This is a genomic window from Ohessyouella blattaphilus (genome assembly GCF_024721265.1).
GTDB lineage: Bacteria > Bacillota > Clostridia > Lachnospirales > Lachnospiraceae > Aequitasia > Aequitasia blattaphilus_A.
Map to the genome: position 1 here is coordinate 69,690 of NZ_JAMXOC010000008.1, position 25,807 is coordinate 95,496.

Sequence of the window (25,807 nt, forward strand, 5' to 3'; positions counted from 1 at the left end):
AATAACACACATTACACTAATTTTTTGCACACAAGAGAAATTTAAGCGATGGCTAATTGCTTAATTGTTAAAAAGCACAGGATTGGTAGCTATACCGGCAGTTCCTTCTCCTTTCTCTTAAGATAAAGATACCACTGACCAAAAGGATCTTGCTGTGATACAATGATTCCCCTAAAGCGGCCTACATTAGAAACGGCTCTTAAGTGATTATAATTTTGTGAATTCATGGAGTTTGTCGAATGCGAACGCATTCTAAAATGACTTGGACTGATTAAGACTGGTTGATGTTCGTATCTTTTTCCCGCCTCTATGTAAATTTCATTATATAAAATTGGTAAACAAAAAACAAGAGTTACTTTATTAAGGCTTAATACATATTTAATTGAATTACCCTGTTTCCCTATGCTATACTATACAAAAGGAAGTGATATTATGAAGATTGAAAAAATCAATGACAATCAAATTCGCTGTACACTTACGCGTGCCGATTTAGCTTCCCGTCAACTACAACTTAGTGAGCTAGCTTATGGAACCGAAAAAGCCAAATCATTGTTTCACGACATGATGCAACAAGCGGCTTTTGAATTCGGTTTTGAAGCAGAGGATATCCCTTTAATGATAGAGGCAATCCCCGCAAGTGCGGATTCGATTGTGCTCATTATTACGAAAGTGGAGAACCCTGAAGAACTAGATGCTAGATTCTCAAGATTTTCACCCTCGGCAGACGAGGACTGGACGAATGAGAACTCACTTAAATCAGACAAATTAGAAGGGGCAGAAAACCTTATGGATTATCTTGGTAAAGTCAAAGATAAAACCGGCGCCTCTCCAGTTCCAACAAAAGCAGAAGCCATCAATACTATGGGGCTTCACCTATTCTCTTTTGCTAGCCTTGATAGTGTTACCCAGGCGGCGAAGTTATTAGAGAATATGTACAGTGGTTCGAACACCTTATATAAGGACAATAGAGAAGATATTTATATTCTTGCGATTACGCAATCAGAATTAACGACGAATGCCTTCAATAGAATCTGCAATATGTTGTCAGAGTTTGGTACGTTGGAGAAATCTGGAGGAGCTACTCTAGCTTATTTAGAGGAGCATTGCCAGGTTATCATCGCGGCGGATGCAATTAAAAAATTGGCAGCTTTATAGAATTTACAGTATAGCGAGAAAAATGACGACTTTAATTAGTCGTCATTTTTTTATGTCCTAGGAGCTCTTCGAACGCTCCTAATTGGTAATCTCTTCAATTAAATCAACAATCGTATCAATGGAGTTCTGTTGGTCAGAACTTTTCATGTTATCGGTGTACTGCTTGCGATTTTCATACAGGTGGTTAACGGTTTCTAAAAGAAGCTCATCCGTTAGCGTCTCTTCTTCGAGGACCATACTAAAGCCCTGCTTTTCAAAGGAGCGGGCGTTCAGTAGTTGGTCGCCGCGGCTAGCCTTTGACGGTAGGGGGATTAGCAGGTTGGGCTTTCGCAGGGATAGAAGTTCGCAGATGGCATTAGCACCAGCTCTGGAGATAACGATATCAGTTAGGGCGAACACATCCTTAAGCTCTTCTTTTAAGTATTCAAACTGGGCGTAACCAGCTAAGTCCTTTAGATTTGGGTCTAGCTTGTCTTTTCCACATAAGTGAACCACTTGGTAATTCTCTAGCAACTTTGGCAGCACAGCCCGAATGGTATTGTTAATCGCCACCGAGCCCAGACTACCACCGGCCACGAGAATAACGGGATTCTTCGAGCGAAAGCCCAGGAAGCTCCGAGCTTTTACCGGATCGCCAGAAAGTAGCTCTTGGCGAATCGGTGACCCGGTTAGGACAGCCTTCTCTTTTGGCAAGAGTTCTAACGTCTCCGGAAAGTTACAGCAGACCTTGGTGGCCGCTGAGAGGGCTAATTTATTGGCTAGACCAGGAGTCATATCGGATTCGTGGATGATTACAGGAATCTTTAATCTTTTCGCAGCGTGGACCACAGGAACGGTAACAAAGCCGCCCTTGGAGAAGACGATATCCGGCTTTAGTACTTCCAGTAGTTTTTTGGCTTCACCCATTCCTCTAAGAACTCGGAAAGGATCCGTAAAGTTCTTTAAGCTAAAGTATCGTCTAAGCTTTCCTGAGGAGATACCGTGATAAGGAATACCGAAGGATTCAATTAAATCCTTTTCAATGCCCTCGTAAGAGCCGATGTAGTGTACATCGTAATTCAGTTCTTCTAGCCGCGGTAATAAGGCGATATTGGGGGTCACATGTCCGGCGGAACCGCCACCGGTTAAGATTATTCTTTTCAACCTATTAACTCCTTTTGTCCCATAAATTTGTGGTATAATACGTTATGCATTATTATAGCAGAGTTAGTAGAAAAATGGAAAAAAAGATGGAGGGTTGAAGAGATGATAGGTATTATTGGTGCCATGGCAGAAGAGGTACAAGGACTTATCCAGGTGATGGAAAATGTAAGCGTTATGGAGAAGGCGTCCATGACTTTTCATAAAGGGCAGCTATATAAGCAAGAGGTGGTCGTGGTTCGCAGCGGCATCGGTAAGGTAAATGCTGCTGTCTGCGCCCAGATTCTGATTGACGAATTTGCGGTGGAGACGATTATTAATACTGGAATTGCCGGCTCTTTAGACGAACGCATCGACATTGGCGATATGGTAATCTCAACGGATGCGGTGCATCACGATATGGATGCCACTATTTTTGGGGATCCCTTAGGTCAGGTTCCGCGGATGGATACCCTTTATTTCCCAGCAGATCAGGGATTAGCGGCGAAGGCGAAAGGGGTCAATGAAGCGGTGAACCCACAGATCAAGACCTTCCTCGGCCGAGTTGCCAGTGGTGATCAGTTTGTCTCTAGCAAGGAGAAGAAGGCCGTGATTAAAGAAAGTTTTGGTCCGTTATGCGTAGAGATGGAAGGCGCAGCGATTGCTCACGTGGCGTACCTTAACCACTGTCCTTACCTCATTGTGCGGTCGATTTCCGATAAGGCAGATGATAGTGCCACCGAGGATTATGAGGTGTTTGAAAAAAAAGCGGTGGCCAATTCTACAACTTTCATGCGGTCGTTGATAGAACGCTGGTAATTTGGTAAACTAGAAACGTGAAATTATTCTAAAAGCAGATATTAAGAAAAGAAAGGAAGCACAAGAACATGCAAAATATTAAATTTGATTATAGTAGGGCGAGCTCCTTTATCCGTGAGGATGAAGTGAAACAAATGGAAGAACTTACTTTACTAGCTAAGGAGACCTTAGTCCAAAAAAGAGGGGCAGGAAACGATTTCCTCGGTTGGATTGATTTGCCAGTGGCTTATGATAAAGAAGAGTTTGCTAGAATTAAGCAGGCCGCGAAGAAGATTCAAGACGATTCCGAGGTGTTAATCGCGATCGGTATCGGTGGCTCTTACTTAGGCGCAAAAGCCGCCATTGAGTTTTTACGCCACAGCTTTTACAATACGGTTTCGAAAGAAGTTCGCAAAACGCCGGAAATCTACTTTGCTGGTCAGAATATCAGCGCTACGTACTTACAAGACTTAATCGAAGTGATTGGGGACCGGGACTTTTCGGTAAATATTATCAGTAAGTCGGGAACGACCACAGAGCCGGCCATCGCCTTCCGCGTATTTAAGGAAATGCTTGAAAAGAAATACGGTAAGGAAGAAGCGGCTAAGCGTATCTACGCGACCACGGATAAAGCAAGAGGATCGTTAAAGAACCTAGCGGATGCTGAAGGCTATGAAACCTTTGTAGTACCTGATGATGTAGGTGGACGTTTTTCTGTTTTAACGGCTGTTGGTCTATTGCCAATCGCCGTTAGCGGTGCCGATATTGACCTGCTTATGAAAGGGGCAGCCGATGCTAGAGAGATCACACTAAGTGCGCCTTACGAAGAGAACGATGCGCTAAAATACGCGGCTGTTCGCAATATTTTACACGGTAAGGGCAAGGACATCGAGATTCTCGCTAACTACGAACCAAATCTTCATTTTGTGGGCGAATGGTGGAAGCAACTCTACGGTGAAAGCGAAGGCAAGGACCAAAAAGGTATTTTCAACGCTGCCGTTGACCTAACCACAGATCTCCATTCTCTGGGCCAGTTTATCCAAGACGGTAGCCGTAACATTATGGAGACGGTGATGAACATCGAAACCATGGATCAGGAAGTGGTCCTAAAAGAGGAAGCAGTTGACTTAGACGGCCTTAACTACTTAGCCGGTAAAACCATGGATTTCGTTAACAAAAACGCTATGCGCGGTACTGTACTTGCTCATACAGATGGTGGCATTCCGGTAATGATGATCAACATCGCTAAAAGAGATGAGTATTCTCTCGGACAGCTTTTCTACTTCTTTGAATTTGCTGTTGGTGTTAGCGGATATCTTTCTGGCGTCAATCCTTTTGACCAACCGGGAGTGGAAAGCTATAAGAAGAATATGTTCGCTCTTCTTGGTAAACCGGGGTTTGAGAAAGAACGGGAAGAGTTATTAAAAAGATTATAATAGAACGATTAATGCGGGGTTAGCGATGAAAACCATACGGGAGTGTTTGCAATCGTATACGAGCACCGATTTTTATCCCTTTCATATGCCCGGGCATAAGCGCAATTTACGGATGCTTGGCAGCGAGTTGCCGTATTCGCTAGATATTACCGAGATTGACGGCTTTGATGATTTGCACCACGCCAGCGGCCTCCTAAAAGAAGCCCAGGAGCGCGCCGAGGCGGTCTTCGGCGCCGAAGAATCTCATTTTCTAGTGAATGGTAGTACCGGTGGTATACTTTCGGCAATTAAGGGGATAGCAGATCTAGGTGATACCATACTTGTGGCAAGAAATTGCCACAAGTCTGTTTATAATGGGCTGGAAATGTTTGGCATTAAGGCCGTCTTTTTATATCCGCGTATCGACCAGGAAACGGGCATTTGCCAAGGGATTTCGCCGGCGGCGGTAAGGGAAGCGCTAAATGCCCATCCGGAGTGTAAAGGCTTAGTTATCACGTCCCCTACTTACGAAGGCGTAGTTTCCCAGGTGCGGGAAATTGCAGACATTCTTCATCAGCGCCAGTTGCCTCTGATTGTCGACGAAGCCCACGGCGCTCACTTTGGCTTTCATAAGGATTTTCCTGCCAGTAGTAATGCCAGCGGCGCCGATATTGTGATTCATAGCCTCCATAAAACCCTGCCGGCGCTAACGGGAACGGGTCTTTTGCATATGAATGGTGAGATCGTAGATAAAAAGAAAGTGGCGCGGATGCTCACAAAGCTTCAGACCAGTAGCCCTTCTTATCTATTGATGGCTAGTATCGATGAGTGCGTCTCCTTTTTGCAGGAGCGCGGGCCAGAAGAGTTTGCTAGGTATACCCGGGAGCTACAAGAACTAAGAAGCGAACTACGACAGCTTAAGCGGCTAAAGCTTGTAGAGGGTCCAGAGTACGAACTGTCAAAAATTGTGATTTCCACGAGAGAAACGTCCCTTACAGGCACCCAGCTGATGGCGTATCTTCGCCGGGAACACCACTTGGAACTGGAGATGGCAAGTGGTGATTACGTAGTGACGATGACCAGCGTTTGTGACTGCAAAGAGGGCTTTTTAAGGCTTTTGAAGGGGCTTTTACAGATGGATGAGCGCCTCAGTGAAAAAAGCGGTGAAAGGGAAAACTTTGGGACCCCAGTGACTAGGGTTAAGTACAGTATTTCCGAAACCGTGAAAAAGAAACGAAAAAATGTTATAATAGAAGAGGCGGCGGGAATGATTGCCGCCGAATATATCTATCTTTATCCGCCAGGGGTACCGCTTTTAATCCCTGGGGAAGAGATTACGCAGACGATGATCCAGGTAATTCTTAAGTACCGAGCAGATGGTCTAGAGGTCCAAGGACTCACCGATACCAGAGGGGATCTTAGAATAGAGGTTATAGATTTTGGGTAAAATATATTGCATGATGGGAAAGAGCTCTACCGGTAAGGACTATCTCTACCGGGAGATTAGAAAAAGAATCCCTGAGCTTAAGCCAGTGGTTCCCTATACCACCAGACCTATTCGGGAGGGGGAGCGGGACGGCGCCGAATATTTTTTTATAGATGAAGAAAAGCTAGCCGAATATACGAAGGCCGGTAAAGTGATCGAGCAGCGGGCCTATCAGACGGTTCACGGGATTTGGCGTTATGCGACTATCGATGACGGCACTATTTCTCTAGCCACAGGTGATTACTTATTGATCGCTACGCTAGAAGCCTATGCCCATTTGCGGGAGTACTTTGGGCCAGGTAATGTGGTTCCCCTTTATATCGAAGTGGAAGACGGGGAGCGCCTTCGCCGCGCCCTTAAAAGGGAAGACAAGCAAGAAGAACCGAAATACGCGGAAGTTTGTCGGCGCTTTTTAGCCGATACGGAAGACTTTAGCGAAGAAAATTTGAAAAAGATGGAAATTGATAGACGTTTTCTCAATATCGACCGAGAGACGTGTATATCGGAAATAGAAGAGGAAATAGTAAATGACAGGGTTTAAAGATGTAGTAGGCCACAAAGAGATTATCGAATATATAAGAAATGCCATTAGTCAGGATAAGGTGTCTCACGCCTACGTGCTAAATGGACCGCGAGGTTCGGGAAAGAAGATGCTAGCTAAGCTTTTTGCCATGACCCTATTGTGTGAGCGTTCCCAGACGGATCCTTGCGGAAAGTGTAAATCCTGTATTCAAGCGGAGAGCAACAACAACCCTGATATTATCTACGTGGTCCCGGAAAAGCTAAATGCGACGGGCATCGGGGTGGATGATATACGTAACCAGGTGAATAGCACGGTAGATATTAAACCTTACCGTAGCGCTTATAAAGTTTATATTATCAGAGATGCGGATAAAATGACTCCCGGGGCCCAGAACGCCCTTCTAAAAACCTTAGAGGAGCCCCCGGCGTACGTAGTTTTCCTCCTGCTTACAGAAAATGAAAACATGCTGTACGACACGATTATCTCTAGATGTGTCAAGCTGAAGCTACGAAACTTAAAAGATACCTTGATTAAAAAGTATCTCCAAGATAACCTAGGACTAGGTGAGTATGAAGCCAAGGTATGTACCGCTTTTGCCCAGGGAAATTTAGGCCAAGCGATTATGCTGGCAGGGTCGGAGAATTTCACAGAGCTTAAGAACGAAGCGGTATTACTGGCAAAGCGCGTTAAGAAGATGGAAATGGAAGACTTGATCGGGGCTGTTCGCAGTGCGGCAGCGAGAAATAAAGTGGAGATTGGCGATTTCCTTGATATGGTCGCTATCTGGTACCGAGATGTCTTATTATATAAAGCTACCACGGATATTGACGGCGTTATCTTCCGTGAAGATTTAGAGACGATAAAGGAGCAAGCCCGAAAGTCCTCCTATGAGGGGATTGAGAAGATACTCGAGGCGATAAATGTTGCCAAAGAGCGTTTGCAGGCAAATGTAAATTCAGAACTGAGCCTAGAGCTTCTGTTCTTAACACTTAAGGAGAATTAGCATGGTAAAGGTAGTAGGTGTTAGATTCCGGCCCGCGGGGAAAATATATTTTTTCGGGGCGGAAAAGTTAGATATTAAGGTTAGAGATAAAGTCATTGTGGAGACGGCTAGAGGGGTGGAATTTGGAACCGTGGTAACCGGTATCAAGGAAATCCAGGAAGACGAAGTTCCTGGACCGGTAAAGCCGGTCATTAGAGTGGCTACCAAAGAAGACATTAAGAAAGCCGAAAAGAATAAAGAAAAGGAACGGGAAGCCTTTGAGATTTGCTTAGAGAAAATCCGCAAGCATAACTTAGAGATGAAGCTTATCGAGGCGGAGTACACCTTTGATAACAACAAGGTGCTCTTTTACTTTACCGCCGATGGCCGCGTGGACTTTAGAGAGCTGGTTAAAGACTTAGCCGGGGTCTTTAGAACCCGCATTGAATTACGACAAATCGGCGTTCGCGACGAGACGAAGATTCGTGGTGGTATCGGTATTTGTGGTCGTCCACTTTGCTGCGCAACCTATCTTTCGGATTTTGCACCGGTATCCATTAAGATGGCAAAAGAACAGAACCTTTCCCTTAATCCTACCAAGATTTCAGGAGTCTGCGGCCGCTTAATGTGTTGTCTGCAAAATGAAGAAAAGGTCTATGAGGAGCTGAACCGGACTTTGCCTTCCGTAGGCGATCAGGTGGATACTCCTGAAGGGCTAAAGGGCGATGTCCAGTCGGTAAATATTTTGCGCAAGCAGGTGCGGGTCTTAGTCACCCTTGATAACGACGAAAAAGAAATTCGGGAATATCAAAGCGAGGAGCTCAAGTTCAAAAAGGGAAATAAGCGTCGCAAGGACAAGGATAAGATATCGAAAGAGGAGATGAAGAAATTAGCCTCTTTAGAAGAAAAGAACGGGAATTCAAAATTAGACGATGAATAATCAGGAACGTATCGATGATTTACAGATAAAGGGCTATAAGATTATCCAGAATCCGCAACTATTTTGTTTCGGAATGGACGCTGTGCTATTAAGTGCCTTCGCCCGGGTGGGGGAGGCCGAGACAGCTCTTGATCTAGGATGCGGCAATGGGATTATCCCTTTGCTTTTAGCGGCGAAAACGAAGGGGCAGCACTTTACCGGGTTAGAAATCCAAGAGGAAAGTGTGAATCTTGCTAAGCGCAGCATTGCTCTCAATGGACTAGAGGATAAAATCCAGGTGATAAAAGGGGACATAAAAGAGGCATCCACAATCTTCGGAGCGTCCTCTTTTTCTGTTATTACCAGTAATCCACCCTATATGATCGGCGCCCACGGCCTAACCAGTGACAAAGAGGCTCTTAATATCGCTCGCCATGAAGTCTTATGTACCCTCTCAGACGTTATCCGGGAAGGGAGTCGCCTGTTAAAGGAAAAAGGAAGGTTTTACATGGTTCATCGTCCTTTCCGTCTACCGGAGATATTAGCGGAGATGCAGAAGCAGCGCATAGAGCCGAAACGGATGCGCCTAGTCTATCCTTATGTACATAAGGAACCCAACATGGTGCTGATTGAAGGAGTCAAAGGCGGGAGGCCGCGAATGCAGGTGGAACCTCCTTTAATCGTTTATGAAGAGAACGGAAACTATACGAAAGAACTACTGAAATTATACGGAGAGGTCGAATAATTATGCCGGGAACCCTATATTTGTGTGCCACACCCATTGGAAATCTTGAAGATATGACCTTTCGCGTCGTGAACTGCTTAAAGACGGTGGATTTAATTGCCGCCGAAGATACGCGGAATTCGAAGAAGCTTCTGAATCACTTTGAGATTGCCACGCCTATGACCAGTTACCACGAGCACAACAAATACGATAAAGCGAAAGTGTTGGTAGAAAAGCTAGCTGCGGGGCAGAACATCGCCCTCATTACCGATGCCGGGACTCCGGGAATCTCTGATCCCGGGGAGGTGTTAGTGCGCCTCTGTTACGAGGAAGGCATCGAAGTGACCGCCCTTCCCGGGGGCTGCGCTTTTGTGCTAGCGCTGATTCTCTCTGGTCTTTCCACTAGGCGTTTTGTCTTCGAAGCCTTTTTGCCAAGGGAAAAGAAGGAGAAAGAAAAGGTCTTAAAGGAATTAGAGCAAGAGACCCGGACCATCGTTCTTTACGAGGCACCTCACCGTTTGCTAAAGACGCTAGAAAGCCTCTATGGAAGCCTCGGTGACCGGGAAATCGCTGTGGTTAGAGAGCTGACAAAGCGTTACGAAGAAGTGAAGCGAGTTTCTTTAAGCGAAGGGATTGCTTATTACCAGGAGCATGAGGTGAAAGGGGAAATCGTTCTCGTCATTGCCGGCAGGGATAGAAAAGAACTGGAAGCGGCAGAGGTTAGCGCCTGGGAAAAATTGAGCGTAACCGAGCATATGGAATACTACTTAGAGCAAGGAATTGATAAAAAGGAGGCGATGAAGAAGGTGGCGAAAGACCGTAACCTGACGAAACGCGATATTTATCAAGAACTGTTAGAACTAAAAAAAGAGGAAAAGTAAATGCCGAATATCAAGCTAAGCCACGTTAAGAAAACCTTTCCTAACGGGTTTGAAGTGGTCAAAGATTTTAATATGGAAATTACCGACGGGGAATTCGTGGTTTTCCTTGGTCCTTCGGGATCGGGAAAGAGCACGGTGCTAAGAATGGTTGCCGGTCTTGAAGAGCCTAGTGGTGGTGAGATTCGGATTGATGGGAAGCGTCTAGAAGAGATTCCCCCGAAAGAGCGGAGCATGGCGATGCTCTTTCAAAACTATGCAGTTTACCCGAAGCTGACGGTGTATGAAAATATCGGCTTTGGTCTTCGTCAGCGCGGGGTCGCCGAAGAGGTTATCGATGAGAAGGTCAGATTAATTGCCAATCTATTAGAGGTGGCCGACTTATTAAAGAAAAAGCCTCGCTCCCTAACCGCTTCTCAGCGTCAGCGAGTGGCCCTGGCTAGAGCCCTTATCTATGATCCTCAGATTCTCGTCATGGATGAGCCCTTTGCCAATATGGAAGAGAATGTGCGCCCGCGAATTAGTAAGCGAGTTGCCGAAATCCACGCCCAGATGAAAGGAATTGTCATGCTGGTTACCCACAATCTGCCCATCGGCCTCCGTCTAGCGGACCGGGTGGTGATGATGAAGCTTGGCGAAGTTCATCAGATTGGGACTCCCAGCGAAGTCTACGACCAGCCCGCTAGTCTATTTGTGGCGGATTTTATCGGAGACCCAAAGATCAATTTAATCGATGGCCACTGCGAGATATACGATAACGTGGCTTATATCACCACCAAGATGGGTGAGTTTCGCCTTCCTATTAAGTCTGGTAGCGCCCTAGATAAAGGCAGTTACCATCAGCAAACGGTGGTAATTGGCTTTAGACCCCAGCAGATGCTGGTGAACGAAACGGTACTAGACGAAAAGCGCTTTCTTCAGTATCAGGCAAAAGTAGCTGCCGTCTACGACCAAGAGGCGGGGCAAGTACTGCGCTTTGATTTAGATGGCTATCTGGTAGATGCCTTAAATACCAGTGGGTCCCTAGAAGCGGGAGCAAGTGCCAACTTTATCGTGGACAATGAAAAGGTGCACATCTTTGATAAGGTTACGAAAAAGAACATTAATATCTAATCTTTCCCCTCAAGATACCCAGGAGTAAGGCTGCCGCGATCAAGACGGTGAGCACCTCGGTAACGGGAAAGGCAAGCCAGACACCGGTTAAGCCGAAGGCGCCAGCGAGGAGAAAGCTTAAGGGAATGATAACGAGCATTCCTCTTAAGAGGGAGAGCAAAAAAGCCGCTCGCGCTTTCGTGACAGAGTTAAAGATCGAGACCGCGACGATATTAATTCCTGCAAAAGGAAACGCGGTAAAATATAAAAGGATTCCGCGACTGGCGATACTGGCTAGCTTTTGGTTTCCTTCGCTGTTAAAGAGAGCGATAATACCCTCCCTAAAGACGGCGACGAAAAAGACCGAGACAAGGGCTAAGATAAAAGCCATAAAAAGCGCATAAGCAGCGCTTTTTTTTATGTCGCTAATTTCTTTCTTGCCGTAAGCACTACTAATTAGCGGTTGCACACCTTGAGCGATCCCCGTAAAGATAGAAGTCACTACTAAGGAGAGGTTGGCGATGATGCCGTAAGCCGCAACGCCGGTATTGCCAGCCAGTCCTAGGATTAGGAAGTTAAACACCACAATGACGATACTAGAAGCAATTTCGGTAACAAAGGAAGAGACGCCTAAGAGAAGCACAAAGAGGCCTCGCTTTAGGACTCTGCCGGTTTTCAGTAGCTGGAAAGTATTTTGTTTCTTAAAGAAATGCTGACTCATTACGGCCATGCTGATCAGAGGAGCCAGCCCCGTCGCAAAGGCCGCGCCAAACATCCCCATCTTCAGCGGAAAGATAAAGACGTAGTCCAGGATGATGTTGGAAAAGCTACCTATTAGCATTCCCGCCATGGAAAGACCGGGATTTTTGTCATTGCGAATAAAGGCGATTAGCAATTGGTTCATTAAGAAAGCCGGTGAAAAGAAAAGCATGGTTTTTAAGTAGGTGGTCGTTAGGGCGAGAATATCCTGATTAGCACCTAGTAAGAGGGCGATCTTTTCCGAGAAAAAAAGTCCCGCTAGGATATAGATAGCCGCAAAAAGCAGTGCTAAAAGGACGCCGCAGGTAAATATTTCGTTGCTTTTTTGCTGATTTCGTTTCGCCCGCTCAACGGCAAAGGCGGTGCCGGCACCGATGGCGATCATCAGGGCCGTGCTGTTTATCAAACCGTAAACAGGAATGGCTAGATTCAGTGCTGCTAGCCCATCTGCGCCCAGACCAGCGGCGATAAAGAAGGTATCTGCCAGAATGTAGCAGGAGACCCCGATCATACCGATTACGTTAAGGGATGTGTATTTTAGAAAGCGTTTTAATAACATAGGTTCACCTCGTTTTTATGCATAAAAAAATGACTTTAAGTTTCACACCTACAAAGACCTAACGGCGTGAAAAAAGTCATTCTCAGACTTTACCCGGTGGCAAAGTCGTTTCCTTCTTAAACTAAAACAAATAATACGTGACTCTCTGGTAAAAGTCAAGCCTAGAAATAGCCAAACAAATAGAATTATGGTAGAATGTTAAAGATGTAAGGAGGAAGAGAAAATATGGTCGATTTGTACAAGAACGGCGTCTACCTGGTAAGTGGGGTAGAAATCGTCGAAGATGAGAAGCAACTAAAACAGCAACTAGGGAAGGAAATCTCTAAAGAAGAGGCGAAGAAAAACACGATCGCTTACGGAATTTTAGAGTCTCATAACACTTCCGATAATATGGAGGCGCTGGAGATTAAATTTGACAAGCTAACCTCTCACGATATTACCTTTGTTGGTATTATTCAGACGGCAAGAGCCTCAGGACTGGAGAAATTCCCCATTCCTTACGTGCTCACCAACTGCCACAATTCGCTCTGCGCAGTAGGGGGAACCATTAATGAGGATGACCACATGTTTGGTCTTTCCTGTGCCAAGAAATACGGTGGCGTATACGTACCACCTCACCAAGCGGTTATTCACCAGTACGCCAGAGAAATGCTAGCCGGCGGCGGCAAGATGATTCTCGGATCGGACTCCCATACTCGCTACGGCGCGCTAGGAACCATGGCGATGGGCGAAGGTGGACCGGAGCTTGTTAAGCAGTTACTAGATAAAACTTACGATATTAAACGTCCCCAGGTAGTCGCTATTTACCTAGACGGAAAAGTTGCGAAGGGGGTAGGTCCTCAGGATGTGGCACTAGCGATTATCGGTGCCACCTTTAAAAACGGCTATGTAAATAATAAGGTTATGGAGTTCGTCGGACCAGGTGTGAAGCACTTAAGCGCGGACTTCCGTATCGGCGTGGACGTTATGACCACAGAGACCACTTGTCTTTCTTCTATCTGGGAGACGGATCAGGAGATTAAAAAATTCTACGAGATTCATCACCGCCCAGAGGATTATCAGGAGTTAAAACCAGGCGACGTAGCTTACTACGACGGTCTTGTCTACGTGAACTTAAGCGAAATCAAACCAATGATTGCGATGCCATTCCATCCTTCGAATGTCTACACCATCGAAGAGGTGAATAATAATTTAGAAGATGTTCTGCACCAAGTAGAAGAACAGGCGAAGGTAAGCCTTGATGGCGCTGTGGATTATACGCTGATGGATAAAATCAAAAACGGCAGACTCTACGTAGAGCAGGGAATTATCGCCGGCTGTGCTGGTGGCGGTTTTGAAAATATCTGTGAAGCGACCGATTTGATTCGCGGAAAATACACCGGTGCCGATGAATTTACGTTAAACGTCTACCCGGCTAGTACCCCGATTTATATGGAACTAGTTAAAAATGGTGTAGTTGCTGATCTGATGGAAGCGGGAGCAATTGTAAAAACCGCCTTCTGTGGTCCTTGCTTTGGTGCTGGGGATACGCCGGCGAATAACGCCTTCTCCATTCGTCATACTACCCGGAATTTCCCGAATAGAGAAGGTTCTAAATTGCAAAGCGGTCAGATTTCTTCTGTCGCTCTAATGGATGCCAGAAGTATTGCGGCAACCGCGGCTAACCAAGGTTACTTAACCCCGGCTACCGATTACGCCGATATCGAATATAAGGGACAGAAGTACCATTTTGATGAGAAAATCTACGCTAACCGCGTCTTTGATAGTCACGGTCAGGCAGATTCTACCGTGGAAATTAAAATGGGTCCAAATATTAAGGATTGGCCAGCTATGTCAGCCTTACCGGATAACCTGATTTTAAAAGTGGTTTCCGAGATTCACGATCCTGTAACCACTACCGATGAGTTGATTCCTTCAGGAGAGACTTCTTCTTACCGCTCCAATCCGTTAGGCTTGGCGGAATTTACCCTTTCCCGGAAAGACCCTGCTTACGTGGGCCGGGCCAAAGCGGTACAGGTAGCTCAGAAAGCTATTGAAAGCGGCAGCTGTCCTGTGGATGCTTTCCCAGAATTAGATTCTGTGCTGACCACGATTCGCACGAAGTTTGCCGAAGTCGGTGAAGGAAACTTAGGTGTAGGTAGTACGATTTTTGCGGTCAAGCCAGGAGATGGTTCGGCTAGAGAGCAAGCGGCTTCCTGTCAAAAAGTCTTAGGCGGCTGGGCGAATATCGCCAACGAGTACGCGACGAAGCGGTACCGCTCTAACTTAATTAACTGGGGCATGCTCCCATTTATCACCAAAGAGAATCACGAACAGCTAAGCTTTGGCTTAGATGACTACCTATTCGTTCCCGATATTAAAAAAGCGATTGCCGAAAAACGAGGCGAGATTAAAGCCTACGTTGTGGGGGATGAATTAAAAGAGATTACCCTCAGTGTGGGTGATTTGACCGATGCTGAACGGGAAATTATCTTAAAGGGATGTCTAATTAATTACTACCGCGGCTAGGCATAAATAAGTAGATAGAAGAGCAGGAATTAATTTTTCTGCTCTTTTTGTATAATAGGAACGTTCCTATTATACAAAAAGACGTTCCACTATGGATGCGCACTTCGGCGCAAGGTAATTTATGCAATAGCACACGCCGAAGGCGCAAGAATTTGCCAAGAGCAAATTCTATTTTAATGCAACACTTGTACCTTTTTTATACTCTAATATATGTAACGATGAAAACGGAGGGGTCATCATGAAAAGAGATGAGCAAACATTTATCTCTCTCTATGAGAAAGTCTATAAAGAGCTATATCGCTATGCCTTATGCATTATGCGAAATCCCCATGATGCAGAGGACTGTGTTAGCGAAGCGGTCTTAAAGGCCTATGAGAAAATGGCTTCTCTGCGCGCGGAGGAGGCTTTTAAAAGCTGGATTTTCACCATTTTAGCCAATGTGTGTAAGAAAAAGCTGAAAGACATGAGCAAACGGGGAGAAGAGACAATGGAAGGAAGAGAGGAAGTGGGCAGTTCTGTAAATTACGATTTGCCCTTAGACTTACAAAAGGCGTTTATGGTACTTTCGAACCAGGAGCGCCAGATTATCGGTTTAAGCGTTTACGGCGGCTATAACAGCACCGAGATTGCTGCCATCTTAAAGCTTAATCAAAATACCGTCCGTTCCAAAAGAAGCCGAGCTTACGCCCGTTTGCGGTTATTTTTAGAGTAGAAAGGGGAGATAAAGATGGAAGACAAAGATAAAGACATTCTTGAAAAGTTACAGAAAGAAAGCGAACAGATTCAGCCACCGCCGTCATTAGAACCGGAAGAGCTGAAAAGCCGCTTGGCCCAAAAAGGAAAGGTGCGGAAGTTCCCAGCGAAGACCTTAGGTGCGATCGCCGCCTCTTTGGCCCTTATCATTGGGGGCAGTATTTTCTTGATGAACCGTCAGGGTCAGACAATCCTTACGCCGGATACGGATCATACGGGTAGAGCGCAGAACGAGACCACGAAGGGAGCGGAAAGTCTACAAGCGGCGAAAGATTACGGGGAAGTCTATCAGGTAATGGCTGCTAACCAGACGGAAGGGGGCTTTTCCGGAGAGGTGATGGTAGAAGATGCGGTTACCTTAGAAGCGGATATGGCAGCGCCTACAGCTGGCGGGAATGCGAAGAGCATGAGTAGCAGCGGTGTCTACTCAGACACCAACGTTCGCCAAGAAGGGGTTGGCGAAGCGGATATCGTTAAGACCGACGGTCGCTACCTCTACGTGCTGAAAGACAACGGCTATGAAGTTGCCATTGTGGACACCGAAGGTGAGAAATTGAAGGATCTAGGAACGATTCTCATTGACGAAGTGGAAACGGTGCGGGAGTTTTACTACGACAATGAACGCTTAGTGGTGGTTGGTGAGACCTACGGGGAAGAGAATTACACTAGAGTCTTAACCTATAATGTAAAAGACAAAGAAAATCCAGAACTAATCGGTAACGTCAAACAAAGCGGTAGCTATCAGTCGTCTCGCTTTGTAGATGGCTATATCTATTTATTTACGAACTACTATTCATACCATGCTATGGAAAAAAGTGAGCCAATTACCTATATTCCTAGTGTGAATGGAGAATTGATTGAGGCAAAAAACATAATTTTACCCCCCTATCAAAGGGCCAGTGAGTATACGGTTATCAGTTCTTTAAAGCTAGAGAAACCAGATAAAATCGTCGACTCTAAAGCCATTATGAAGGCAGGTGGTGAACTGTATGTGAGTAACGAGAATATCTATTTTTACGAGGTTAGCTGGCAAGACGGCTATGGCAACGACACCAATATTCGCAAGATTAGCTATCAGAAGGGTGAGTTTTCCCCGGTAGCGGTGACGAATGTCAGCGGCTATATCAAGGATAGCTTCTGTATTGATGAATACCAGGGCAATCTACGTATCGTCGTGACGAATCGCCGCAGTGAGACCAATGGATTATATATTCTCGACGAGAAGCTAAAGGATTTAGGAAAGATTACAGGGCTTGCTAAGGGAGAACGGATTTACTCAGCTAGACTAATGGGTGAAACGGGATATTTTGTCACCTTTAAAGAAACGGATCCTCTCTTTAGCGTCGACCTTTCGGATCCAAAATCCCCGAAAGTGCTAGGGGCGCTAAAGATTCCTGGCTTTTCCGAGTATCTCCATCCTTACGGAGAGAATCGTTTGTTGGGAATTGGGATGGATGCCGATGAAGAGACCGGCGTGGCGGGAAGTGTTAAGCTCTCTATGTTCGCCACCGATGACCCTAGCGATGTGGAAGAAATCCACAAGCTATTGATAGAAAATACGTTTTACAGCAGTGTTCTATACGATTATAAAGCCTTGATGATTAGCGCTGATCATAACCTTTTTGGCTTTGCCACCGAAGGGGAGGGGGGACAGAAATATCAGCTCTTTACCTATAATGACGAAGAGGGCTTCGTGCGCCTCCTCGAGGAAGAAGTGAACGGCACCGGCTCTAGAGAAGCCCGGAGTGTTGTCATCGAGAACCGTCTCTACGTCATTAAAGGCAATATTATTGAAGCCTATAGTCTGGACACCTATGAAGAAGCCGGTAACGTTATCTTGTAAGCTCCTAGGCGCTTAGCGAGAACGGGACCGAGCATGAGGGCGAGAATACATTTGGTAACATCTCCGATAATATAAGGGAAGACACCGATGGCGAGCCCTTCGATAAAACCAATTTCTAAGCTTTGCGCCAGCCAGAGGGTGCCAAAAGCGTAGGCCACAATGGTTGCCAGCATAAAGGCACAGAAAATGAGCGCTCTATTCTTGAGATATTTTACACTTAAACCACAAATAATCACAAAAGGGATAAAGCCGATTAGATAGCCACCGGTGGGTCCTGCTAATTTGTGGGCGCCGCCACTAAAGCCAGAAAAGATCGGAAGTCCAACCAGTCCCAGCAATAGGTAAGCCAAATAGCTGATAGTAGCACTCTTTACATCAAGCAGATAAACGCTGATGAGGAGGACAAGATTTGTTAGTGAAATGGGCACCGGACTGATGGGAATGGGGATAGATAATGGTGCTAAGATACAAGTGACAGCCGTTATCAGGGCGATTAAAATAATTTTTTTCGTACGCAGGGTTTGTTCCATAATAAGCCTCTTCCTTTAGTATTATTTTCTAGTTCTAGAAAAGAGTATAAGGGGAATAAAGAGGATTGTCAACCGAATAATAAAGGGGTTTACAATTTGTTTTGTACACTCGTCAGGTGAGAAAAATTCTTATTTGACGGGTGTTCTTTTTTTGGAAGATGTGATATAAAGAGGAAAAATGGAAAGGGAAGAGGCGGGTATGAAAGAACTAACATTTGACCGGAAAATGATTCGTTTTATCACCAGGGCTTTGATATTTTCGACTTTGATTATCATCATTGTCTCGGGGGTCTCAACAGTCATGTCCATTACCAATAAATCGACGCAGATTGCCAAAAACGAAGTGGAAGCCATGGCAATCAACACCGAGGATAATTTTAATCAATACAATAATTTGATTTGGTCGGTAATCTTAAATCGTCACGTTCAAGATTATCTGAGCGAAGAAGTGGATGTCTATCGCTACAGTGCGGATGCAACCAGTGTCCTTGACAATGTCTGCAATATGTGGGGGAACGTGAACTTCATTACGATTATCCGCCAAGATGAGAAAGGGCAGCTAATCAAGGGCAACGCGATTCCCAACTGGATTATTAATTACAAAGAGGTGATAAAAGGGGATCAGGACAATGCCATCCCTATGGGAAAAAGTGCGATGCAGATGACTTTTACGAAACAGTATAGCACCAAAGGTGATTATACGCTGAGCATTTATTATCCCCTATTCTCCAATCTACGAATCGGCAAGCGCTTAGGAACTTTATGTATCAACTTAAACGATGCCAATTTATCTCAGCTTCTAGCAAGCAGCGATAACAGCCAAAGCTTTGCCGTAGATACGGCCTTTGTCCACAAAGACGGTCGGATAATCTCCGATACGCGTAGGGAGGAAATCGACACCCAATTTGCTAATAGTAAGTTTAAAGATTCCGGGCGGACCTCCATGAGCCGTACGGAACTGATGATCAACCAAAAGGTCAAGGGCTGGGACTTTTACTACGTTACTAGGATTAGCTGGTGGGAACTTTTAAAGGACAGCGTCTGGACGGTGCTCCTGCTCCTAGTGGTGCTCTTTATCATCATCGCTTTTAGTGTCCGTTTGGCAAGGCAGATGGTAATTAAGGCCTATGAACCTTGGGGAAATGTGGTCCAGGCGATGGGCGAGGTATCGGACGGGAATCTGGAGACCAGGCTAGAAATTGTGGAGGCCGACCCGGATATGCGCGTGGTCTCTAAGGGCTTCAATTCCATGATGAATCAGGTGATTCAGCTGATGGAGCAGATTAAGGAAGAGCAGTATCAGATGGACCGGATCCAGATGGAAGCTCTGCAGTCCCAGATACAACCTCATTTTCTTTACAATACCTTGGACTGCATTCACTGGCAGGCAGTCGCTAGCGGCAATAAAGAAATATCGGCGCTAGTCAAGGCGCTAGCGAGTTATTACCGCATCTGCTTAAGCAAGGGGCGGGATATTATTACCATTGGTGAGGAGTTAGAATACACCCGCAATTATCTTTACATTCAAAAAATGCGCTACGACGAAATCTTGGATTATGAGATTATCGAGGATAAAAGCATAGAAAAGGCGATTATCCCTAAGCTTACCCTCCAGCCTTTAGTAGAGAACGGCATTTATCACGGCATTAAGATGATGAATGGGAAAAAGGGCAAGATTTTTATTAAGGCCGGTGGCAATGAAGAGCAGGTCTATATCGATGTCATCGACGAAGGTGCCGGCATGACCGAAGAGGAAATTCGGGAAATCAATGAGGCCGTTAAGGTCTTCGACGAGGAGTTTGGTTATGGCGTCCGCAATGTGAATCGGCGAATTCAGCTGTATTACGGCGAAGAATACGGACTTACCTATTACCTAAACCCCGGTGGTGGTGTGCGGGTAAGGGTACTATTACCCAATTGGTATGACAGGAAAGGAAGACGTAAATTTTATGATGAAAGCACTGATAGTTGATGACGAACGGATAATCCGGGTGGGTATTCACTCTGTTGTTCCCTGGAAAGAGCTAGGAATTGAGGAGGTCTTTATGGCCGCTTCTGGGCTAGAGGCGCTGGGGATATTAGGAAAAGAAGAGATAGATATTCTCATAACGGATATCCAGATGGCCGAGATGAACGGACTTACACTGATTGAGAAAATCAGAGAGGTGCGTGCAGATATCCGCATTATCGTTCTGACGGGATTCGATGATTTTGATTATGCCCGCCAGTGTCTGCGGATGCAGGTTCAGGAATTTTTGCTAAAACCGGTGGATGAAGATATCTTAATCGAGACAATTGCCGCCCAGGTTCAGGCGATTAAAGATAAAAGAGCACAGGAAGTTAACCGGCGAAATATGCGCCGAATAACCGGTACGAGAGATCAAGCAGAATTAGAAAACGATATGTGTCGTTTGGTATCTGGTGAAGATTCTTTAGGGATTGCCCAGATGCTGTACCAGAATTCTCAGTTCAAAAAGGGACTTAAAATGCGCGCCGTTATTCTTATTCCCAGCTTACAGTCTAGGGGCGTAGAGTCTCTGTCCTTACTGACGATAAAAAACCTTTTAATCGGCTACTTAGACGCTCAAGAAAAAGGGGTCACTTTTGAGGACCGGAAAGGGCGAATCGTCGTTGTCCTTTTTGAGGAGGGCAAGAGTGATGAGTTAGAAAGCACCATTAAGACTCTGACCAAACTGATTCAAGAAGAGTGCCAAGTCCGTCTGCGGGTGGTGATGGGCGAAGAGGTAGAAGGATTTGAACACCTCCATCTTTCCTACAACGACGCCATTTACCTTCTAGAAAAAGAGCAAGACGAATACAAAACCTTGATTAAGCGGACGGATACCAAGGGCCAGGTGGATATGTTCCGGGAAGTGTATGCAGAATTTATCGATAGTATCAACGAAAATATCGGTAATACCGATACGATCTTGCGGGTTTACGAAGCGTTTTGCGCAGCCACAGACGCCTACAATATTTCGGATCAATACGTGCAGAAGTGCTGCTTTGAGATTGCTTCCACGGTTTATTTTAACTATATTGTGGAGTCGGCAGAGAGTCCGGATGCCAAGCTTAACTCACTGCTTGGAGCCCTTTTAAACGCTGGCCGGGAAGAGAATCACGTAATTGTAAAGGCCTTTTTGGAAAAATTATTAAAAGAGGATGACGACGATAGCGAGCTGATTACGAAGGTAAAACGCTACATCAAGGAGCATTTAAGCGAGGATATTTCGGTGGCGGGTATCGCTTCGGAATTCTTTGTCAGTCCCAGTTACTTTTCCCGGCTTTTCAAACGGATTACCGGTGAAGGGTGTAACGAATATATCGTCAGAAAGCGCATTGAGAACGCCCAGTACTTGATTGCCACCACCAATATGAAAATCGGAAAAATCGCCCAAGAAGTAGGATATCGGGATACTAATTACTTTTCGCTAGCCTTTAAGAAGCACGTAGGTCAGACCCCGGGGCAGTACCGAGAACAAGAACGAGCAGAAGGAGAGAAACATGAATAAGTATAAGTGCATGGGAATGCTGTTGTTAATCAGCATTTTAGCTGGAGGTTGTCAGAAAGCAGAGCCAGTGGCTGAGGAAACGAAAGCGCCAGTACAAGAAATTGCAAAAGAAGAGGAAAAAGCCAGCACGCGGGAGCTAAAAGAAGAGCCAGAACCTAAGTTTATCGCTGAGGGGATTCGCCGAGTGAAGCTTACGAAAGACAGCGAAGTGCTGCTCGATATCGCCTATGAGCCGAAAGAATATGAGAGCTCCTATGAGTACTGGAAGGTGAAAGCTCCCTACGGTGGGGAGGCGGTTCTTGATACGGAAGCGGCCCTTAAATTTTACGGCCAGCTTGCTCAGCTTTCTTTTACCCAAGTGACCGAAGTGGGCGCAGAGGTGAAGGAGAACTTAGCATCTTCAAAGACTTATCTAGAGCTAGAGTTCTGCCAGCTTGACGAAGAGGATGAAAGGGCTTCGTATCAAGCAGAAGCTAGTAGTCGCTTGACGCTAACGATTGGTGAGGAAGACGGGGCAGGGAACTACTACGCTACTCTTAGTGGGGATCCAGAGCGGGTTTACCTGATAAGTGTAGACGCCTTGGAGCAAATCTTTGCAGTTAAGCCTTATGATTTGATTTTGAAAATCAGTGCGGTGTGCCCGATGGAGACCGTATCAGCGGTGGAGACAAAAGTCGCTGGGAAAAGCAAGAAGTTAGAGAATTATCAGGAGATCTATACGGATTTATTTGGCGTTTTGATTGCTGGCGAGTTAAAAGAGCCAGCAAAGGGAGAGAAAGAGGAACTTCTCACCTTAACGTTTGCGAGAACTGCGCCGGAAATGGAGAAACTTACCATTACCTACTACGATTACGACAAAGAGTATGCCAGTGTGAAGGTGAAAGGAGAAGAGCATTTCCTTGTTGAGAAGGCCGAAGTGGAGAATTTAATCAAGATAACCCAGGATAATTAGGGAGAAGTGGGGACCGCAGTCGAGGTCCTCATTTTTTTGACAAAGGTAAAAAAATTAAAGAATAAGGTCAAATTATTAAATTTTATTCGCTGGCGATGTTTGTTAATCTTTAGTTACAAACAATCAATGAGGAGGAAATGATATGAAAACGAGAACGAAGAAACTATTGTCGCTACTGCTGGTAACGGTAATGGGTGCATCCCTTTTAGTAGGCTGTGGCGGTAAAAGCAGCGACGAAGGCGACACGGACAAAACCACCGGCGGCGACAACGAAATCGTGTTTTGGAACATTGGTACGGAAGAAGTTGATAAAGCGATTTACGACAAAGCCATCGAGATGTTTGCAGAATCCACCGATACAGATTACACGATCACCAGTGTTCCGGTGCAGAATGACACCTACAAGGAAAAATTGGTTATTGCTATGAGCTCCGGGGAGTGTCCGGATATGTATATCAACTGGTCAGGTGGCCCGATGAATGAGTATATTGAGTCAGGGTATGCCCAACCGATTACCGATCTTTTCAACGACAGCGAATTACCAGATCGTCTTTTAGATGCCTCGATTGCTCAAGCAACTTACAAAGATGATATTTATGCAGTCCCTTTTATGAATGTCTCTTTATCAGGGATCTTCTACAACAAGGAGATGTTTGAAAAGTATGACCTAGAGGTGCCAACTACCATCGAAGAGCTAGAAGCAGTAAGCGATACCTTTGTTAAAAATGGAATCACACCTTTTGCCTTAGCAAATGCGCCGAAGTGGACCGGTTCCATGTACTTTATGAACTTAGCCGCGAGAAAAGGCGGACTTGAGCCCTTCAATGCCGCAGTAGACGGCAGTGGAACCTTCGAAGATGAATGCTTTATCTGGGCAGGTGACAAGATTCTCGAATGGGAAGAGAAAGGATATTTCCCAGAGGGAGTGAACTCACTTAGTGAAGATGACGGTCAGGCGAGACAGATGCTTTATCAAGAAACGGCAGCTATGGACTTGATCGGTTCTTGGTACACCGGCTTAATCCAACAAGATAGCCCAGAGTTTTATGAAAAAATTGGTTGGTTCCCCTTCCCAGGACTGGAAGGTTCGGATGTGGATGATTCCATTATGATTGGTACGATAGGTGATAACTTTATCTCCTTTAACTGTAAGGACGATAAGCTAGCAGCAGCTTTTGAATGTGCAACCAAGTTCTCAGAGGATGAAATGGTTGACTTTATGGTGGAAAGCGGCAAGGTACCACCGGTTAAAGGCGTGGAAAATAAGCTGACAGATCCAATTACTAAGTCGATTATGGAGGCCGCCAATAACGCCTCTTCAACCCAACTATGGTATGACCAATACCTGCCACCAGCAGTAGCTCAGGCTCATCTTGATACCAGTCAAGAGCTCTTCGGCGGCACGATGACATCAAAAGATGCAGCTAAGAAATTCCAGGAAGCGATGCAAGAATATCTAGACGAGGCCAACTAGTAGCCAAAGACGGATCTCCCGGGAATAAAATCCCGGGAGATTTTTACAAAGGAGGAAAGAGAAGATGGGAAAAAAGGAACTCTCTTTGGCAGCGAAAAGAAAGCAAGATACTAGGCGGGCAGCGTTTGTTTTTTTACTGCCGATTGCTCTATTAATGATTGTATTTATCTTCTATCCCATTGTGGATACGTTTTATACAAGCTTGTTTAAATGGAACGGTATTTCGGCGGACAAGACGATGATCGGTCTTAAGAACTGGGTAAAGCTTGCAAAGGATACCAGCTTTTGGACCGCTTTTAAGAATAATCTGGTGGTAATGGTTCTATCTATTTGTATTCAGATTCCGATCGGTCTGGCGCTAGCCACCTTTATCGATTTTGGTGGTAAGAAGATGACGATTTTTAAGGTGCTGTGGTTTATTCCGCTCTTAATGTCTTCTGTAGCGATCGGTTTTTTATTTTCTTATGCGTTAGCCACGAATGGAGGAATATTTAGCGCCATCTCCAAGATTTTTGGTGGCGGCAATATCGACTTATTAGGAAATCCGAAGACAGCGCTCTATACCGTTATCGGGGTTATCGCTTGGCAGTTCACCCCTTTTTATATGGTCTACTGTATGGCTGCTTACACCAACGTACCAACGGATGTATACGAAGCGGCAATCATCGATGGGGCGACGAAAGGTCAATACTTCTGGCGGGTGGCCTTGCCACTTTTGGCTCCTTCTATTAAAAGTGCGGCCATTCTCTCTATGGTGGGTTCGCTTAAGTACTTCGACTTAGTCTACGTCATGACCGGCGGTGGACCAGGTACTTCCACCGAATTAATGGCAACGTATATGTACAAGCAATCTTTCGTGAAGTTTAACATGGGTTATGGCTCGGCGGTAGCAGCGGGGATGTTTATCCTCATTTCTCTGACCTCGCTTATCACCATGCGAATTCTAAACGGTAGAAAGAAAGGAGATGCCTAAACTATGAAGAAAACAAAAAGCAGATTAAGCTGGGGCATCGCCTGGATACTGGGGATTTTTTGGAGCGTTGTGGCCCTACTTCCGTTTGTGTTTATGGTCCTTAACTCATTTAAAGAAAAATTCGAACTGTTAACCGAAGGCGTGTTCTCGATTCCTAAGAGTTTTAATCTAGAGAATTACAAAACCGTTCTCACTGGCAATTTCTTTCGGTTTTTCTTTAACAGCGTGATTGTTCTAGTAATATCTTTGACAATCCTATTATTCATTTCGGCTTGCGCGTCTTATCCTCTTTCCCGGTTTAAGTTTCGCTTAGCAAAGCCGATCTATTCGCTAATTGTAGCTTGTATGTCGATACCGATTCATATCACTTTGATTCCCGTATTTAAGATGTCAAAGGATATGGGAATTTACGATTCCATCTGGGCCCTTATCGGTCCGTACGTGGCTACCGCCATTCCCATATCGGTGTTTATCTTAACTAGCTTTATGAGGGAAATCCCTAAGGAAATAGAAGAAGCAGCCCAGATCGATGGCTGCGGTAAGTACCAAATGTTCTTCCGCATTATCTTTCCCCTAGCGAAACCTGGTCTAGCAACCCTAGCAATTTATAACGGGGTAAACATGTGGAATGAATTTAGTTTTGCTTACACCCTTACCCAGTCATCAGCCAACCGGACCCTGCCGTTAGCGGTTTGGGAATTTCAAGGCCAGTATTCAATGAACACCCCAATGGTCATGGCAGTTTTGACCTTAACGGTAATACCGATGATTATCCTCTTTATCTTTGCACAGGATAAGTTGGTAAAAGGGATGACAGCGGGAGCAGTAAAAGGTTAGTAAATAAAAAAAGAGG

The 25,807-nt window shown here is 45.3% G+C and carries 22 protein-coding genes; 19 read left to right on the top strand and 3 right to left on the bottom strand.

The window, feature by feature from the left end; genetic code table 11:
- The first annotated feature begins 432 nt into the window (after positions 1-432).
- A complete protein-coding gene (locus tag NHH16_RS07200) occupies positions 433-1,155 on the top strand; it encodes an adaptor protein MecA (RefSeq protein WP_262068913.1) in 723 nt (240 codons plus the stop codon).
- A gap of 78 nt (positions 1,156-1,233) precedes the next feature.
- On the opposite strand, the gene NHH16_RS07205 is transcribed toward NHH16_RS07200, so the two are convergent.
- Complete coding sequence (locus tag NHH16_RS07205) at positions 1,234-2,298, bottom strand: undecaprenyldiphospho-muramoylpentapeptide beta-N-acetylglucosaminyltransferase (RefSeq protein ID WP_262068914.1); 1,065 nt, start codon at positions 2,296-2,298, stop codon at positions 1,234-1,236.
- A gap of 102 nt (positions 2,299-2,400) precedes the next feature.
- On the opposite strand from NHH16_RS07205, the gene NHH16_RS07210 reads away from it, so the two are divergent.
- The 9 genes from NHH16_RS07210 to NHH16_RS07250 all read left to right on the top strand — a co-directional run bounded on the left by NHH16_RS07210 (position 2,401) and on the right by NHH16_RS07250 (position 11,112).
- Positions 2,401-3,093, top strand: a complete 693-nt coding sequence (locus NHH16_RS07210) for a 5'-methylthioadenosine/adenosylhomocysteine nucleosidase (protein ID WP_262068915.1) — start codon at positions 2,401-2,403, stop codon at positions 3,091-3,093.
- A 68-nt stretch (positions 3,094-3,161) separates the two neighbouring features.
- Entirely contained in the window at positions 3,162-4,508 is a 1,347-nt protein-coding gene (locus NHH16_RS07215; protein ID WP_262068916.1) for a glucose-6-phosphate isomerase, read from the top strand.
- A gap of 25 nt (positions 4,509-4,533) precedes the next feature.
- Complete coding sequence (locus NHH16_RS07220) at positions 4,534-5,934, top strand: aminotransferase class I/II-fold pyridoxal phosphate-dependent enzyme (protein WP_262068917.1); 1,401 nt, start codon at positions 4,534-4,536, stop codon at positions 5,932-5,934.
- Positions 5,927-6,514: a nucleoside/nucleotide kinase family protein gene (locus tag NHH16_RS07225; RefSeq protein ID WP_262068918.1), complete on the top strand. Its 588-nt coding sequence runs from the start codon at positions 5,927-5,929 to the stop codon at positions 6,512-6,514. The genes NHH16_RS07220 and NHH16_RS07225 overlap by 8 nt, the downstream gene beginning before the upstream one ends.
- Positions 6,501-7,499: a DNA polymerase III subunit delta' gene (gene holB / locus NHH16_RS07230; protein WP_262068919.1), complete on the top strand. Its 999-nt coding sequence runs from the start codon at positions 6,501-6,503 to the stop codon at positions 7,497-7,499. The genes NHH16_RS07225 and holB overlap by 14 nt, the downstream gene beginning before the upstream one ends.
- Position 7,500: 1 nt before the next feature.
- On the top strand, positions 7,501-8,418 hold the full coding sequence (locus NHH16_RS07235) for a PSP1 domain-containing protein (protein WP_262068920.1): 918 nt from the start codon (positions 7,501-7,503) through the stop codon (positions 8,416-8,418).
- Positions 8,411-9,142 carry a tRNA1(Val) (adenine(37)-N6)-methyltransferase gene (locus NHH16_RS07240; RefSeq protein WP_262068921.1) on the top strand — a complete coding sequence of 244 codons (732 nt, stop codon included), beginning with the start codon at positions 8,411-8,413 and terminating at the stop codon, positions 9,140-9,142. The genes NHH16_RS07235 and NHH16_RS07240 overlap by 8 nt, the downstream gene beginning before the upstream one ends.
- Positions 9,143-9,144: 2 nt before the next feature.
- Complete coding sequence (gene rsmI, locus NHH16_RS07245) at positions 9,145-10,002, top strand: 16S rRNA (cytidine(1402)-2'-O)-methyltransferase (protein WP_262068922.1); 858 nt, start codon at positions 9,145-9,147, stop codon at positions 10,000-10,002.
- Entirely contained in the window at positions 10,003-11,112 is a 1,110-nt protein-coding gene (locus NHH16_RS07250; RefSeq protein WP_262068923.1) for an ABC transporter ATP-binding protein, read from the top strand.
- Here NHH16_RS07250 and NHH16_RS07255 read toward each other — a convergent pair.
- Complete coding sequence (locus NHH16_RS07255; protein ID WP_262068924.1) at positions 11,102-12,409, bottom strand: MATE family efflux transporter; 1,308 nt, start codon at positions 12,407-12,409, stop codon at positions 11,102-11,104. The genes NHH16_RS07250 and NHH16_RS07255 overlap by 11 nt on opposite strands.
- Positions 12,410-12,634: 225 nt before the next feature.
- Between NHH16_RS07255 and NHH16_RS07260 the strand changes: the two genes are divergently transcribed.
- The 3 genes from NHH16_RS07260 (at position 12,635) to NHH16_RS07270 (ending at position 17,513) form a co-directional block, all read left to right on the top strand.
- Positions 12,635-14,917, top strand: a complete 2,283-nt coding sequence (locus tag NHH16_RS07260; protein ID WP_262068925.1) for a hydratase — start codon at positions 12,635-12,637, stop codon at positions 14,915-14,917.
- A gap of 238 nt (positions 14,918-15,155) precedes the next feature.
- Entirely contained in the window at positions 15,156-15,629 is a 474-nt protein-coding gene (locus NHH16_RS07265) for an RNA polymerase sigma factor (protein WP_262068926.1), read from the top strand.
- Between the two features lie 15 nt (positions 15,630-15,644).
- Positions 15,645-17,513: a beta-propeller domain-containing protein gene (locus tag NHH16_RS07270; protein WP_262068927.1), complete on the top strand. Its 1,869-nt coding sequence runs from the start codon at positions 15,645-15,647 to the stop codon at positions 17,511-17,513.
- On the opposite strand, the gene NHH16_RS07275 is transcribed toward NHH16_RS07270, so the two are convergent.
- Positions 17,483-18,043: a biotin transporter BioY gene (locus NHH16_RS07275; RefSeq protein WP_262068928.1), complete on the bottom strand. Its 561-nt coding sequence runs from the start codon at positions 18,041-18,043 to the stop codon at positions 17,483-17,485. The genes NHH16_RS07270 and NHH16_RS07275 overlap by 31 nt on opposite strands.
- A gap of 199 nt (positions 18,044-18,242) precedes the next feature.
- Here NHH16_RS07275 and NHH16_RS07280 point away from each other — a divergent pair, with 199 nt between their 5' ends.
- The 6 genes from NHH16_RS07280 to NHH16_RS07305 all read left to right on the top strand — a co-directional run bounded on the left by NHH16_RS07280 (position 18,243) and on the right by NHH16_RS07305 (position 25,791).
- Positions 18,243-20,015, top strand: a complete 1,773-nt coding sequence (locus NHH16_RS07280; RefSeq protein ID WP_262068929.1) for a sensor histidine kinase — start codon at positions 18,243-18,245, stop codon at positions 20,013-20,015.
- Positions 19,993-21,555: a response regulator gene (locus NHH16_RS07285; protein WP_262068930.1), complete on the top strand. Its 1,563-nt coding sequence runs from the start codon at positions 19,993-19,995 to the stop codon at positions 21,553-21,555. Before NHH16_RS07280 ends, NHH16_RS07285 begins: the two co-directional genes overlap by 23 nt.
- Positions 21,548-22,507 carry a DUF4340 domain-containing protein gene (locus NHH16_RS07290; RefSeq protein WP_262068931.1) on the top strand — a complete coding sequence of 320 codons (960 nt, stop codon included), beginning with the start codon at positions 21,548-21,550 and terminating at the stop codon, positions 22,505-22,507. Before NHH16_RS07285 ends, NHH16_RS07290 begins: the two co-directional genes overlap by 8 nt.
- Positions 22,508-22,649: 142 nt before the next feature.
- A complete protein-coding gene (locus NHH16_RS07295; RefSeq protein WP_262068932.1) occupies positions 22,650-23,981 on the top strand; it encodes an extracellular solute-binding protein in 1,332 nt (443 codons plus the stop codon).
- A 64-nt stretch (positions 23,982-24,045) separates the two neighbouring features.
- Entirely contained in the window at positions 24,046-24,954 is a 909-nt protein-coding gene (locus tag NHH16_RS07300; protein WP_262068933.1) for a carbohydrate ABC transporter permease, read from the top strand.
- Positions 24,955-24,957: 3 nt separating this feature from the next.
- Entirely contained in the window at positions 24,958-25,791 is an 834-nt protein-coding gene (locus NHH16_RS07305) for a carbohydrate ABC transporter permease (protein ID WP_262068934.1), read from the top strand.
- The last annotated feature ends 16 nt before the right edge of the window (positions 25,792-25,807 follow it).

Bases quoted from the DNA above. Each gene is read 5' to 3' on its own strand.
- NHH16_RS07275 (WP_262068928.1), bottom strand. From the start codon at position 18,043: ATGGAACAAACCCTGCGTACGAAAAAAATTATTTTAATCGCCCTGATA.
- NHH16_RS07215 (WP_262068916.1), top strand. From the start codon at position 3,162: ATGCAAAATATTAAATTTGATTATAGTAGGGCGAGCTCCTTTATCCGT.
- NHH16_RS07200 (WP_262068913.1), top strand. From the start codon at position 433: ATGAAGATTGAAAAAATCAATGACAATCAAATTCGCTGTACACTTACG.
- NHH16_RS07300 (WP_262068933.1), top strand. From the start codon at position 24,046: ATGGGAAAAAAGGAACTCTCTTTGGCAGCGAAAAGAAAGCAAGATACT.
- holB (WP_262068919.1), top strand. From the start codon at position 6,501: ATGACAGGGTTTAAAGATGTAGTAGGCCACAAAGAGATTATCGAATAT.
- NHH16_RS07280 (WP_262068929.1), top strand. From the start codon at position 18,243: ATGAAAGAACTAACATTTGACCGGAAAATGATTCGTTTTATCACCAGG.
- NHH16_RS07250 (WP_262068923.1), top strand. From the start codon at position 10,003: ATGCCGAATATCAAGCTAAGCCACGTTAAGAAAACCTTTCCTAACGGG.
- NHH16_RS07220 (WP_262068917.1), top strand. From the start codon at position 4,534: ATGAAAACCATACGGGAGTGTTTGCAATCGTATACGAGCACCGATTTT.
- NHH16_RS07290 (WP_262068931.1), top strand. From the start codon at position 21,548: ATGAATAAGTATAAGTGCATGGGAATGCTGTTGTTAATCAGCATTTTA.
- NHH16_RS07305 (WP_262068934.1), top strand. From the start codon at position 24,958: ATGAAGAAAACAAAAAGCAGATTAAGCTGGGGCATCGCCTGGATACTG.
- NHH16_RS07240 (WP_262068921.1), top strand. From the start codon at position 8,411: ATGAATAATCAGGAACGTATCGATGATTTACAGATAAAGGGCTATAAG.
- NHH16_RS07285 (WP_262068930.1), top strand. From the start codon at position 19,993: ATGATGAAAGCACTGATAGTTGATGACGAACGGATAATCCGGGTGGGT.
- rsmI (WP_262068922.1), top strand. From the start codon at position 9,145: ATGCCGGGAACCCTATATTTGTGTGCCACACCCATTGGAAATCTTGAA.
- NHH16_RS07235 (WP_262068920.1), top strand. From the start codon at position 7,501: ATGGTAAAGGTAGTAGGTGTTAGATTCCGGCCCGCGGGGAAAATATAT.
- NHH16_RS07295 (WP_262068932.1), top strand. From the start codon at position 22,650: ATGAAAACGAGAACGAAGAAACTATTGTCGCTACTGCTGGTAACGGTA.
- NHH16_RS07265 (WP_262068926.1), top strand. From the start codon at position 15,156: ATGAAAAGAGATGAGCAAACATTTATCTCTCTCTATGAGAAAGTCTAT.
- NHH16_RS07255 (WP_262068924.1), bottom strand. From the start codon at position 12,409: ATGTTATTAAAACGCTTTCTAAAATACACATCCCTTAACGTAATCGGT.
- NHH16_RS07260 (WP_262068925.1), top strand. From the start codon at position 12,635: ATGGTCGATTTGTACAAGAACGGCGTCTACCTGGTAAGTGGGGTAGAA.
- NHH16_RS07210 (WP_262068915.1), top strand. From the start codon at position 2,401: ATGATAGGTATTATTGGTGCCATGGCAGAAGAGGTACAAGGACTTATC.
- NHH16_RS07270 (WP_262068927.1), top strand. From the start codon at position 15,645: ATGGAAGACAAAGATAAAGACATTCTTGAAAAGTTACAGAAAGAAAGC.